General features: G+C 72.6%; 9 protein-coding genes. 8 read left to right on the top strand and 1 reads right to left on the bottom strand.

The window, feature by feature from the left end:
- Positions 1 to 189 precede the first annotated feature (189 nt).
- A complete protein-coding gene (locus RM590_RS00550; protein ID WP_311702262.1) occupies positions 190 to 1,614 on the top strand; it encodes a sugar porter family MFS transporter in 1,425 nt (474 codons plus the stop codon).
- A gap of 70 nt (positions 1,615 to 1,684) precedes the next feature.
- Positions 1,685 to 2,875 (top strand): signal recognition particle-docking protein FtsY, encoded by a 1,191-nt coding sequence (gene ftsY / locus RM590_RS00545; protein ID WP_311702261.1) that lies wholly within the window; start codon positions 1,685 to 1,687, stop codon positions 2,873 to 2,875.
- Positions 2,876 to 2,881: 6 nt separating this feature from the next.
- On the opposite strand, the gene RM590_RS00540 is transcribed toward ftsY, so the two are convergent.
- Positions 2,882 to 3,568, bottom strand: coding sequence for a bifunctional DNA primase/polymerase (locus RM590_RS00540; RefSeq protein WP_311702260.1), 687 nt, complete (start codon positions 3,566 to 3,568; stop codon positions 2,882 to 2,884).
- 292 nt (positions 3,569 to 3,860) lie between these two features.
- Between RM590_RS00540 and nsdA the strand changes: the two genes are divergently transcribed.
- From nsdA to proS, 6 genes are all read left to right on the top strand, one after another.
- Positions 3,861 to 5,393, top strand: a complete 1,533-nt coding sequence (gene nsdA, locus RM590_RS00535; RefSeq protein WP_311702259.1) for a transcriptional repressor NsdA — start codon at positions 3,861 to 3,863, stop codon at positions 5,391 to 5,393.
- Positions 5,394 to 5,774: 381 nt separating this feature from the next.
- Positions 5,775 to 7,028, top strand: coding sequence for an ammonium transporter (locus RM590_RS00530; protein WP_394813749.1), 1,254 nt, complete (start codon positions 5,775 to 5,777; stop codon positions 7,026 to 7,028).
- Positions 7,025 to 7,363, top strand: a complete 339-nt coding sequence (locus tag RM590_RS00525) for a P-II family nitrogen regulator (protein ID WP_311702257.1) — start codon at positions 7,025 to 7,027, stop codon at positions 7,361 to 7,363. The genes RM590_RS00530 and RM590_RS00525 overlap by 4 nt, the downstream gene beginning before the upstream one ends.
- Positions 7,364 to 7,388: 25 nt before the next feature.
- Positions 7,389 to 9,896: a [protein-PII] uridylyltransferase gene (locus tag RM590_RS00520; protein WP_311702256.1), complete on the top strand. Its 2,508-nt coding sequence runs from the start codon at positions 7,389 to 7,391 to the stop codon at positions 9,894 to 9,896.
- 75 nt (positions 9,897 to 9,971) lie between these two features.
- Positions 9,972 to 11,495, top strand: a complete 1,524-nt coding sequence (ffh, locus tag RM590_RS00515; protein WP_311702254.1) for a signal recognition particle protein — start codon at positions 9,972 to 9,974, stop codon at positions 11,493 to 11,495.
- 43 nt (positions 11,496 to 11,538) lie between these two features.
- A complete protein-coding gene (proS, locus tag RM590_RS00510; protein ID WP_311702252.1) occupies positions 11,539 to 12,954 on the top strand; it encodes a proline--tRNA ligase in 1,416 nt (471 codons plus the stop codon).
- The last annotated feature ends 103 nt before the right edge of the window (positions 12,955 to 13,057 follow it).

Here is a 13,057-nt window from a genome sequence, read left to right as displayed (position 1 = left end):
CTCGCGGTGAGCGTGGTCGGAGGTGAGGTGAATCATGGCGTTCATCCTGACTTTGACTTCAAGACATGAAGTCTTACCCTCGGCGAGGCGGCCTATCTCTTCAACTGGTGGCCCTCGCACGGACGTGTACCGACCTGGCCGTGCGAGCACTCGTACGTCCGGCAGAGCTGCCGGAACCCGGGAGACATCGTGAGCACAACCACGAACGCCGAGCGGGAGACGGGGGCCAAGCGCCCTCCGCACCTCAGCTACGTGATCTACATCGCCGCCACCGCGGCGCTGGGCGGCTTCCTCTTCGGCTATGACAGCGCGGTGATCAACGGCGCCGTCGAGGGAATACGCGGCAGATTCGACGTCTCCTCGGGCCGGCTCGGCACCGTCGTGGCGATCGCGCTGCTCGGCGCCGCCCTCGGCGCCGTCGTCGCCGGCCGGCTCGCCGACCGCCTCGGCCGCATCCGCGTCATGCAGGTCGCCGCGGCGCTCTTCGTGATCAGCAGCATCGGGTCGATGCTGCCCTTCTCGATCTGGGACCTCGCCTTCTGGCGCACGCTGGGCGGCGTCGCCATCGGCATGGCCTCCGTGATCGCCCCGGCCTACATCGCCGAGGTGTCCCCGCCCGCGTATCGCGGGCGGCTGGCCTCGTTCCAGCAGGCGGCCATCGTGCTGGGCATCGCCGTCTCCCAGTTGGTCAACTGGGGCCTGGTCAACCTCGCCGACGGCGACCAGCGCGGCTCGCTGCTCGGCCTGGAGGCGTGGCAGGTCATGCTCGGCGTCGGGGTCGTCCCGGCGCTGCTCTACGGCATGATGACCCTGGGCATCCCGGAGTCCCCGCGCTTCCTGATCGCGGGCGGGCGGACCGAGGAGGCCAAGCGGGTCCTGGCCGACGTCGAGGGCAAGGGCACCGACCTGGACGCCCGGATCGCCGAGGTCGACGCGAAGATCCACACCGAGCACCGTTCCACCTGGCGCGACCTCATCGGCGGGCGGGGCGGGCTGCTGCCCATCGTCTGGGTCGGCATCGGCCTGTCGGTCTTCCAGCAGTTGGTCGGCATCAATGTGATCTTCTACTACTCCAACTCGCTGTGGCAGTCCGTCGGGATCGACCCGGGCGAGTCGTTCTTCTACTCCTTCACCACGTCGATCATCAACATCATCGGCACCGTCATCGCGATGATCTTCGTCGACCGGATCGGCCGCAAGCCGCTCGCCCTCATCGGCTCCGCCGGCATGGCCGTCTCCCTGGGCCTCACCGCCTGGGCGTTCTCCTTCAAGGAGGGCACCGGCGACAGCATCCGGCTGCCGGACGCCCAGGGCACGGCGGCGCTGATCGGCGCGCACGGCTTCGTGCTCTTCTTCGCCCTGTCGTGGGGTGTGGTGGTCTGGGTGCTGCTCGGCGAGATGTTCCCCAACCGGATCCGCGCCGCCGCGCTCGGCATCGCCGCGTCCGCGCAGTGGGTCGCCAACTGGGCCATCAGCCAGAGCTTCCCGACCCTGTCGGACTGGAACCTCTCCGGCGCCTATGCGATGTACACCGTCTTCGCCCTGCTCTCGATCCCGTTCATCCTCGCCTGGGTGCCGGAGACCAAGGGCAAGTCGCTGGAGGAGATGGGCTGACACCGCCGCGGGCCGGGGCGGCGGTACCGTTAGGACGCGTTGCCCCTCCGCAGGCCCAGCAAGGGAACCGATGGACATCCTCATCCTTGTCGTCATCATCGCCGTGGTCGCCGTCGCCGCGATCGGCGGGTTCGTCGTCAGCAGCCGCAGAAAGCAGGCGCCACCCACCGAGGAGCGCCGGGCGGCCCCGGCCGCGCCGCCGGTCGAGCCACAGGTCGGCGAGGAGGCGGCGGCTCCGGCCGAGGAGGAACGCCGGACCGTCGAGGACGTCACGCTGCCCGCCGCCACGGCTCCGGCGCCGCCGGCCCCCGAGCTGGAGGTGCCCGAGCCGGCCGCGGGGCGGATGATCCGGCTGCGGGCCCGGCTCGCCCGCTCGCAGAACACGCTGGGCCGCGGCCTGCTCACCCTCCTGTCCCGGGAGCGGCTGGACGACGAGACCTGGGAGGAGATCGAGGACACGCTGCTGACCGCGGACGTCGGCGTCGGTCCCACCCAGGAGTTGGTGGAGCGGCTGCGCGAGCGCGTCCGGGTGCTGGGCACCCGCACCCCGGACGAGCTGCGCGCGCTGCTGCGCGAGGAGTTGCTGGCGCAGCTCGGCCCCGGCACGGACCGGACCGTGCACACCGAGGGCGGGGTGTCCGAGGAGGGCGAGGAGCGGCCGGCCGTGGTGCTCATCGTCGGGGTCAACGGCGCCGGCAAGACGACCACCACCGGCAAGCTCGCCCGGGTCCTGGTCGCCGACGGCAACTCCGTGGTCCTGGGCGCCGCCGACACCTTCCGGGCCGCCGCCGCCGACCAGCTCCAGACCTGGGGCGAACGGGTCGGCGCCCGCACCGTCCGCGGGCCGGAGGGCGGCGACCCGGCGTCGGTCGCGTTCGACGCGGTCAAGGAGGGCATCACCCAGGCCGCCGACGTGGTCCTGGTGGACACCGCCGGCCGGCTGCACACCAAGACCGGGCTGATGGACGAGCTCGGCAAGGTCAAGCGCGTGGTGGAGAAGCACGGTCCGGTCAACGAGGTGCTGCTGGTCCTGGACGCCACCACCGGGCAGAACGGCCTCGTTCAGGCGCGGGTGTTCGCCGAGGTGGTGGACATCACCGGTATCGCGCTCACCAAGCTGGACGGCACCGCCAAGGGCGGTATCGTCGTGGCGGTGCAGCGCGAGCTGGGCGTGCCCGTGAAGCTGGTGGGGCTGGGGGAGGGCCCGGACGACCTGGCCCCGTTCGAGCCGGAGGCGTTCGTCGACGCGCTGCTGGCCTGAGGGCCGTCAGGCGCGGTGGCAGGCATAGGCCAGCGTGCCCAGCAGCAGCCGGGCCCGCGGCGGGGCCGCCGCCGACTCCAGGTCCGGCGCGCGCAGCCAGCGGACCGGGCCGCGCCCGGCGTGGTCGGAGGGCGGCGCGGTGATGTGCCGACCGGCGCCCAGGGCGCGCAGGTCGAGCAGGGCGCCGTCCCAGCCCATGCGGTAGAGGAGTCCGGGCAGTTCGGCGGCGGCGCCGGGGGCCACCAGGAACCAGGCCCGGCCGTGCGGCGCCAGCGCCACCGGCCCCGGCGGCAGGCCCATGCGCTCCAGCCTGGGCAGCGCCCGGCGGGCGGCCGGCGCCGGCACCTCCAGCACGTCGAAGCTGTGCCCGGTCGGCAGCAGCACGCTCGCGTCGGGCGTGCGCTCCCAGGCGCGCAGCGCCCTCTCCAGCGTGGTGCCGGCCGGGATGGCCAGGTCCGGGGCGAGCGGATGGGCGCCGGGGGCGGGGCAGTCGCGCCGGCCGCAGGAGCACTCGATCCGGCCGGGGTGCACGGCGGAACGCCGCACCCGCGCGCCGGGCACCACCTCCCAGCCCCACAGGCCCGTGTACTCGGCCACGGCCGTCGAGATGGGGCCTCGGCCGTGGCGCCCGGGCCGCCGTGCGGCCAGCCGCAGCTCCCGGATCTCGCGCATTCCGGCGATCGTGAAGCCCATGTACTCTCCAACGGGTCCGCTCTGCCGCGGGTTACGGATCGGGCGGGCGAGCCGCGGGGGGAGTGCGCGCGCCCTCGCGCGCCCCTGTTGTGCTTCAGCTCACCAGAAGTTGAACGACGCGCGTACCAGTGAAGCGTGCGAGACGGGCAAGAGTGTTCTCGGTGGGGGGTGGCGAATGGTGGCGATTGACGGCTGCCCCCTCGCCACACCGGTGATCGTAGGATTACTTTCGGTGCACTCATGGACGCGGTGTCAGCAGACGCTCCGTCAACTTCCTTGTCCAGCACCGTTGATGGGGGGCGTAACTGTGGACGGCAACGGCGGCGGGACTTCCGCGAGGCGACCGAACGAGCGGCTGGGGTCCTGGTTCCGCCGCAGCGGCTGGTCGAAGGGCGAGCTGGCCCGCCAGGTCAACCGGCGCGCGCGCCAGCTCGGCGCGCATCACATCAGTACGGACACCTCCCGGGTGCGGCGCTGGCTGGACGGGGAGCAGCCGCGGGAGCCGATTCCGCGGATCCTCTCCGAGCTCTTCTCGGAACGTTTCGGCTGCGTCGTCAGCGTCGAGGACCTCGGGCTGCGCTCGGCCCCGCGCTCGGCCGCCGTCTCCGGGATCGACCTGCCCTGGGCGGGCTCCCAGACGGTCGCGCTCATCAACGAGTTCTCCCGCAGCGACCTCATGCTCGGGCGGCGCGGCTTCCTCGGCACCTCGCTGTCGATGTCGGCGGGCCCCGCCCTGATAGAGCCCATGCAGCGCTGGCTGGTGCCCACGCCCGGCGGCCCCGAGGCGCTCACGGGCGCCCGGCTGACCGCGCTGCCCGCCCAGCAGGACGCCGAGGGGCGCCGCCTGACCGGTCTTTCGGAGCCCGAGCTGTCCCAACTGGAGGAGTCCACCGGGCAGTTCCGCCGGTGGGACGCGCAGTGCGGCGGCGGGCTGCGGCGCAAGGCCGTGGTCGGCCAGCTTCACGAGGTCACCGATCTGCTCCAGGAGTCGCACCCCGAGCCGGTCCGCCGCAGGCTGTTCCGGATCACGGCCGAGCTGTCGGAGCTGGCCGGCTGGATGAGCTACGACATCGGGCTCCAGCCGACCGCCCAGAAGTACTTCGTACTGGCCCTGCACGCCGCCAAGGAGGCGGAGGACCGCCCGCTCGGCGCCTACGTCCTGTCCAAGATGAGCCGGCAGATGATCCACCTCGGGCGCGGCGAGGACGCGCTGGAGCTGATCCATCTCGCGCAGTACGGCAGCCGCGAACGGGCCACCCCCCGCACCCAGTCGATGCTGTACGCGCTGGAGGCCCGCGCCTACGCCACGCTGGGCCAGCCGCCCAAGTGCCACCGCGCGGTGCGGATGGCGGAGGACGCGTTCGCCGAGATCGACCCCCGCGAGCCGGAGCCGGACTGGATCCGGTTCTTCTCCGAGGCCGAGCTGCACGCGGAGAACGCCCACTCCTACCGCGATCTGGCCTATGTCGCGGGGCGCAGCCCGGCCTATCTCTCCCGGGCCAGGCCCCTGATGGAACGGGCCGTGGACCTGTTCGCGCGCGAGTGCGAGGAGGACCCGGGCGGCGGCCACCAGCGTTCGTATGCACTCAACCTCATCGGCATGGCCACCGTGCATCTCCTCGGGAAGGAGCCCGAGGCGTGCGCGGCACAGGCCACGAAGGCCATGACTCTGGCCGGAAGCCTGCGCTCGGAGCGGGTCAACAACCGGCTCCGGAAGACCTGGTCCACCGCCCGCCGGGACTTCCCCGGCGACCCGGCGGTCAGCGAGGTGGCCGAGCGCCTCACCACGGAACTCCCGGAAAGTGAGGCCAGCAGGGCCGTCTGACGGAACCGCCCGCCCCTCCAGCGCCGGCCGCGCCGGCCACCCCGAACAGCCCGACTCGGCTCCCCCATGCCAGGTCACCCTGGGTGGCCGCCGCGGCCGGTTCCCGCCCGGCGGTACCGCGGGGACGGCATCGGGCGACGGTGCCGGACACAGTAACCCGGCACCGGGGAGTGGCTGATTCATTTCATTGCCGTGTAACACGCCGCGCGTCATCGTCACATCGGCGAAACATGCGGCTCCATCGACCGAAACGGCTCTCGGAGAGCCTGTGGCGAATCCTGACCCGCCCAAGATCCTGCCCGCACGGGTCGTAACTCCGAGGAGACGTTCACGTTGGAAGCAGCGGATATCGCTTTTGTAGTGATCTGTGCCGCATTGGTCATGTTGATGACTCCAGGGCTCGCCTTCTTCTACGGGGGCATGGTCCGGGTCAAAAGCGCGCTCAACATGCTGATGATGTCGTTCATCTCGCTGGGCATCGTCAGCGTGCTGTGGGTGCTGTACGGATTCAGCCTCACCTTTGGATCCAACTTCACCGAGTCCGACGACGGCGGCCTCATCGGCAACCTTGACTTCATCGGGTTCAAGGACCTGATCTTCACGACCGACGGCACCGTCAACCCCGAGAGCGCGACCACGCTCACCTTCGCCCTCTTCCAGCTCATGTTCGCCGTGCTCACCCCGGCGCTGATGAGCGGTGCCCTGGCCGACCGCGTCAAGTTCAGCAGCTGGGCGCTGTTCGTCGCGCTGTGGGTCACGGTCGTCTACTTCCCGGTCGCGCACTGGGTCTGGGCCGCCGACGGCTGGCTGTTCGGCGAGGAGGTCATCGACTTCGCGGGCGGTACCGCGGTGCACATCAACGCGGGCGCCGGCGCGCTCGCGGCGGTGCTGGTGATCGGCAAGCGCGTCGGCTTCAAGAAGGAGCCCATGCGCCCGCACAACCTGCCGATGGTGCTCCTCGGCGCCGGGCTGCTGTGGTTCGGCTGGTTCGGCTTCAACGCCGGCTCGGCCCTGTCGCCCAACGGCACCGCCGCCCTGATGGCCCTCAACACGCAGCTCGCCACGGCCGCCGCCATCATCGGCTGGCTGATCTACGAGCGCATCCGCCACGGCGCGTTCACCACGCTGGGCGCCGCCTCCGGCGCGATCGCGGGCCTGGTCGCCATCACCCCCTCCGGCGGGCACGTCACCCCGATGTCCTCGCTGCTCATCGGCGTCGTCGCGGGCGCGGTCTGCGCCTGGGCCGTCAGCCTGAAGTACAAGCTGGGCTACGACGACTCCCTGGACGTCGTCGGCGTGCACCTCGTCGGCGGCCTGATCGGCACGCTGATGGTCGGCTTCCTGGCCTCGGACAGCGTCAACACGATCGCCGGCGGCTTCGGGCAGTTCGGCAAGCAGGCGCTGGGCGCGTTCTCCGTGCTGGCCTACTCGTTCATCGTCACCTACGTCCTGGCGCAGCTCCTCCAGCGCACCATCGGCTTCCGCGCCTCCGAGGAAGAGGAAGTCGCCGGTCTGGACCTGGCCTACCACGCCGAGACGGGGTACGACTTCACCCAGACCGGCACCGGTTCCGTGCCCGTCAGTGTTCCGGCCTCCGCCGACGCGGCTGCCGGTGGGAAGAAGGTGGACGCATGAAGCTCATCACCGCGGTGATCAAGCCGCACCGGCTGGACGAGGTCAAGGACGCCCTCCAGGCGTTCGGCGTGCACGGCCTGACCGTCACCGAGGCCAGCGGCTACGGCCGCCAGCGCGGTCACACCGAGGTCTACCGCGGCGCCGAGTACACGGTCGACCTGGTGCCCAAGATCCGCATCGAGATCCTGGTCGAGGACTCCGACGCCGAGCAGCTCATCGATGTCGTGGTCAAGGCGGCACGTACTGGCAAGATCGGTGATGGCAAGGTCTGGAGCCTGCCGGTCGAAACCGCGATCCGGGTCCGCACCGGCGAGCGCGGTCCGGACGCCCTCTAGGAGAACACCAGGAGTTGGGGACCGCATGACGGCGGATACGACACCGATCACCCACGAGGAGACGGGCCCCAGCGGTGGCTACGCGGCGGCCCGGCTGCACCTTCTGACCCAGGAGGAGCAGTCCGGGCCGCCGCGCCGCGCGCGGCTCTCCCGCCTCACCGACGACTGGCTCGCCGGGCTGCTGGGCGACGCCCGCCGCCCCACGCGGGTCGCCCTCGTCGCCGTCGGCGGCTACGGCCGGAGCGAGCTCTCGCCCCGCAGCGACCTCGACCTGCTCCTTCTGCACGACGGCAAGGCCGCCCCCGCCGAGATCGCCGCGCTCGCCGACCGGCTCTGGTACCCGGTCTGGGACCTCGGCATCGCCCTCGACCACTCCGTGCGCACCCTGGCCGAGGCCCAGGAGACCGCCACGGACGACCTCAAGGTCCACCTCGGCCTGCTGGACGCCCGCCACGTCGCGGGCGACGGCGCCCTCACCGCCGAACTGCGCACCGGCCTGCTCGCCCAGTGGCGCGCCCAGGCCCCCGCCCGCCTCCCCGAGCTGCACGAGCTCGGCCGGGAACGTGCCCGCCGCCAGGGCGAGTTGCCGTTCCTCCTCGAACCCGACCTCAAGGAGGCCCGCGGCGGCCTGCGCGACGCCACCGCCCTGCGCGCCGTCGCCGCCTCCTGGCTGGCCGACGCCCCCCGCCAGGGACTGGAGGCCGCCCGCAACACCCTCCTCGACGTGCGCGACGCCCTCCACCTGACCACCGGCCGCGCCACCGACCGGCTCGCCCTGGAGGACCAGGAGCAGGTGGCCCGCGCCCTCGGCGTGCTGGACGCCGACACCCTGCTGCGCCAGGTTTACGAGGCCGCCCGCACCATCTCCTACGCCTCCGACGTCACCTGGCGCGAGGTCAGCCGTGTCCTGCGCGCCCGCTCCGCCCGGCGCCGACTGCGCGGCCTGATCCCCGGCCGCGCCGCGCGGCGCGGCCCCGCCGAGGAGCGCACCCCGCTCGCCGAGGGCGTTGTCGAGCAGGACGGCGAGGTCGTCCTCGCCCGCTCCGCCCGGCCCGACCGCGACCCCGTGCTGCCCCTGCGCGCCGCCGCCGCGGCGGCCCAGGCCGGCCTGCCGCTGGCGCTGCCCGCCGCGCACGCGCTGGCCACCGCCGACGCCGCGCTCCCGGTGCCGTGGCCGGCCGAGGCGCGCGAGCAGTTCATCACCCTGCTCGGCGCCGGACCCGACACCGTGCCCGTGTGGGAGGCCCTGGAGGCGGCCGGGCTGATCACCCGGCTGCTGCCCGACTGGGAACGGGTCCGCTGCCGCCCCCAGCGCAACCCCGTGCACCGCTGGACCGTGGACCGCCACCTCGTCGAGACCGCCGTGCGCGCCTCGGCCCTCACCCGCCGCGTCGGCCGACCCGACCTGCTCCTCGTCGCCGCCGTGCTGCACGACATGGGCAAGGGCTGGCCGGGCGACCACAGCGTGGCCGGCGAGACGATCGTGCGGGACATGGCGGCCCGGATCGGCTTTTCCCCGGCCGACGTCGACGTGCTCGCCACCCTGGTCCGCCATCACCTGCTGCTGATCGAGACCGCCACCCGGCGCGACCTGGAGGACCCCGCCACCGTCGAGCACGTGGCCCGCGCCGTCGGCAGCCAGAGCACGCTGGAACTGCTGCACGCGCTCACCGAGGCCGACGCCCTCGCCACGGGCCCGGCGGCCTGGTCCGCCTGGCGCGCCTCGCTGGTCACCGACCTGGTCAAGCGCGTCTCCGCCGGCCTGGAGGACGGCGGCGCGCCGCCCCGCGCCACCCCGGCCCAGCCGACCGTCGCGGCCGAGCGGCTCGCGATCGAGGCGTTCCGCACCGATTCCCCCGTGCTGGCCCTGCACCCGCGCCCCGAGCCGCGGCCCGCCGTCGAGGACGGCGGCCCGGACGCCGAGCCCGACCCGGTCGGCGTCGAGCTGGTGGTCGCGCTGCCCGAGCGCCCCGGTGTGCTGCCCGCGGTCGCGGGCGTGCTGGCCCTGCACCGGCTCGCGGTCCGCTCCGCCGAGCTGCGCGCCATCGATCCGGCCGGCCAGGGCCCGGTGCTGCTCCTGGACTGGCGGGTGGCCGCCGAGTACGGCTCGCTGCCGCAGGCCGAACGGCTCCGCGCCGACCTCGTGCGCGCGCTGGACGGCTCCCTCGACATCGCCGGCCGGCTCGCCGAGCGCGAGGCCGCCTACCGCCGCCCGCGCCGCCGGCTGCCGCTGACCCCGCCGCCGCGGGTGACCGTCGCGCCCCTCGGCTCGCAGGTCGCCACGGTCATCGAGGTGCGCGCCCAGGACGCCCCCGGACTGCTGTACCGGATCGGGCGGGCGCTGGACGCCGCCGGCGTCATCGTGCGCAGCGCGCACGTCAGCACGCTGGGCTCCAACGCGGTGGACGCGTTCTATGTCACGGACCTGGCGGGCGCTCCGCTGCCCGCCGACGAGGCCGCCGGCCTCGCCCGCGACCTGGAGCGGGCCCTGGCCGAGCAGTTCCCGCCCGGCTCCGGCGCGACCGCGGGCTGACCGTTCCGCTGCCGGGCGGATACGCTGGAGGGCACCGCCGACCCGACCACCGACGTGTAAGGATCCGCCAGCGCCGTGTTCGACACTCTCTCCGACCGCCTTGCGGCAACGTTCAAGAACCTCAGGGGCAAGGGCCGCCTGAGCGAGGCGGACATCGACGCCACGACGCGCGAGATCCGTATCGCCCTGCTCGAGGCGGACGTCGCCCTGCCGGTCGTCCGGGCCTTCATCAAGCAGGTCAAGGAACGGGGCATGGGCGCCGAGGTGTCCAAGGCGCTGAACCCGTCGCAGCAGGTCATCAAGATCGTCAACGAGGAGCTCGTCGCGATCCTCGGCGGCGAGACCCGGCGCCTGCGGTTCGCCAAGACCCCGCCGACCGTCGTGATGCTCGCCGGCCTCCAGGGCGCGGGCAAGACGACCCTCGCGGGCAAGCTCGGCCGCTGGCTGCGCGAGCAGGGTCACACCCCGCTGCTGGTCGCCTGTGACCTCCAGCGCCCCAACGCGGTCAACCAGCTCGCGGTCGTCGCCGAGCGCGCCGGAGTCGCCGTCTTCGCCCCCGAGCCGGGGAACGGCGTGGGCGACCCGGTCAAGGTCGCCGAGGACTCCATCGGTTACGCCCGGGACAAGCAGCACGACATCGTCATCGTCGACACCGCCGGCCGGCTGGGCATCGACGAGGAGATGATGCGGCAGGCCGCCGACATCCGCGACGCGGTCCGCCCGGACGAGGTGCTGTTCGTCGTGGACGCGATGATCGGCCAGGACGCGGTCACCACGGCCGAGGCGTTCCGCGACGGCGTCGGCTTCGACGGCGTGGTCCTCTCCAAGCTCGACGGCGACGCCCGCGGCGGTGCCGCGCTGTCCATCGCGCAGGTCACCGGCCGCCAGATCATGTTCGCCTCCAACGGCGAGAAGCTGGACGACTTCGACGCGTTCCACCCGGACCGCATGGCGTCCCGCATCCTCGGCATGGGCGACGTGCTCACCCTGATCGAGCAGGCCGAGCGGACGTTCAGCCAGCAGGAGGCGGAGAAGCTCGCCAGCAAGCTGGCCAAGGGCCCCAAGGAGTTCACGCTCGACGACTTCCTGTCGCAGATGGAGCAGGTCCGCAAGATGGGCTCCATCTCCAAGCTGCTCGGGATGATGCCGGGCATGGGGCAGATGCGCGAGCAGATCAACAACCTGGACGAGCGCGAGGTCGACCGCACCGCCGCCATCATCAAGTCCATGACCCCGGGCGAGCGCGCCGACCCCAAGATCATCAACGGCTCGCGGCGCGCCCGTATCGCCCGCGGCTCCGGCGTGGACGTCAGCGCGGTCAAGGGCCTGGTGGAGCGCTTCTTCGAGGCCCGCAAGATGATGTCCCGCATGGCGCAGGGCGGCGGCGTCCCGGGCATGCCCGGGATCCCCGGCATGGGCGGCGGCAAGCGCAAGGCCAAGCCGCAGAAGAAGGGCAAGGGCGCCCGCCGCTCGGGGAACCCGATGAAGCGCCAGGCCGAGGAGCGGGCCGCGGCCCAGCGCACCGGCGAGAACGGCGTCCCGGACCCCGCCGACTTCGAACTCCCCAAGGAGTTCCGGGACATGCTGCCGCCGAAGTAGCCCAATTCACGTTTGAGGTCCCGGGAGCCGTACCATTCCCGCCATGGCTAAGGCTCCCGTACTCACCCCCCAGGCGGACGACTTCCCGCGCTGGTACCAGGACGTGATCAACAAGGCCGAGCTCGCCGACAACGGCCCGGTCCGCGGCACCATGGTCATCCGACCGTACGGGTACGGGATCTGGGAGCGGATGCAGCAGGAGCTGGACGCCCGCATCAAGGCGGCGGGCGCCCGCAACGCGTACTTCCCGCTGTTCATCCCCCAGTCGTACCTGGCGAAGGAGGCCGAGCACGTCGAGGGCTTCGCGCCCGAGCTGGCCGTGGTCACCCACGGCGGCGGCAAGCAGCTCGAGGAGCCGGCGGTCGTCCGGCCCACCTCCGAGATGATCATCAACGACTACTTCGCCAAGTGGGTGCAGAGCTACCGCGATCTGCCCCTGCTGATCAACCAGTGGGCCAACGTGGTCCGCTGGGAGATGCGCCCCCGGGTCTTCCTGCGCACCACCGAGTTCCTCTGGCAGGAGGGCCACACCGCGCACGCCACCTACGAGGACGCCCGCGACTACGCCGCCCGCATCCACCGGGACGTCTACGCCGACTTCATGGTGAACACCCTCGCCATCGACGTCGTGCTGGGCCGCAAGTCCCCGGCCGAGCGGTTCGCCGGCGCGATCAACACCCTCACGCTGGAGGGCATGATGCGCGACGGCAAGGCGCTCCAGATGGGCACCAGCCACGAACTCGGGCAGAACTTCGCGCGCGCCTTCGACACCCGTTACCTGTCCAAGGACGGCTCCCGGGAGCTGGTCTGGCAGACCTCCTGGGGCTCCTCGACCCGCATGGTCGGCGGGCTGATCATGTCGCACGGCGACGACAACGGGCTGCGCGTGCCGCCCCGGCTGGCTCCGGTCCAGGTCGTCGTGCTCGCGATCAAGGACGACGAGGCCGTGCTGGCCAAGGTCCGCGAGATCGGCGCCGCGCTGACGGCCGCCGGCATCCGGGCCGAGGTGGACGACCGCACGGACACGCCGTTCGGCCGCCGCGCGGTGGACTGGGAGCTCAAGGGTGTTCCGGCGCGGATCGAGGTGGGCCCGCGCGACCTCGCGGCCGGCACCGCGATGCTGGCCCGGCGCATCCCCGGCGGCAAGGAGCCGGTCGCCATCGACGCGCTGCCCACCCTGCTCCCGGGCGTGCTGGAGGAGGACCAGGCGCTGCTGCTGCGGCAGTCCCGGGAGCGCCGCGAGGAGCGGACGACGGACGTGCGGACCATCGAGGACGCCGTGGCCGCGGCGGCCGCCGGCGGCTGGGCGCGCATCCCGTGGTCGGAGCTCGGCGCCGAGGGCGAGGCCCGGCTGGCACAGGACGCGGTCACCGTGCGCTGCCTGGTGGCCGAGGACGGCTCGGTGCCCGAGTCCGACGACGCCCCCGGCACGATCGCCATCGTCGGCCGCGCCTACTAAGCACCGCTGAGCGGCCCTCCGAAGGGCACGGAGGGCCGCAATGGCGGCGAACTGACTAGTAAGTGCAAATTCGTGGACTTGCCCCGGAATCGGAACACCCCGG

Origin of the sequence: Streptomyces litchfieldiae, from assembly GCF_031845365.1 — a bacterium.
Lineage (GTDB): Bacteria > Actinomycetota > Actinomycetes > Streptomycetales > Streptomycetaceae > Streptomyces > Streptomyces litchfieldiae.
Note: the sequence above shows the minus strand (reverse complement) of the source record. Positions and strands in the feature narration are given on the sequence as shown.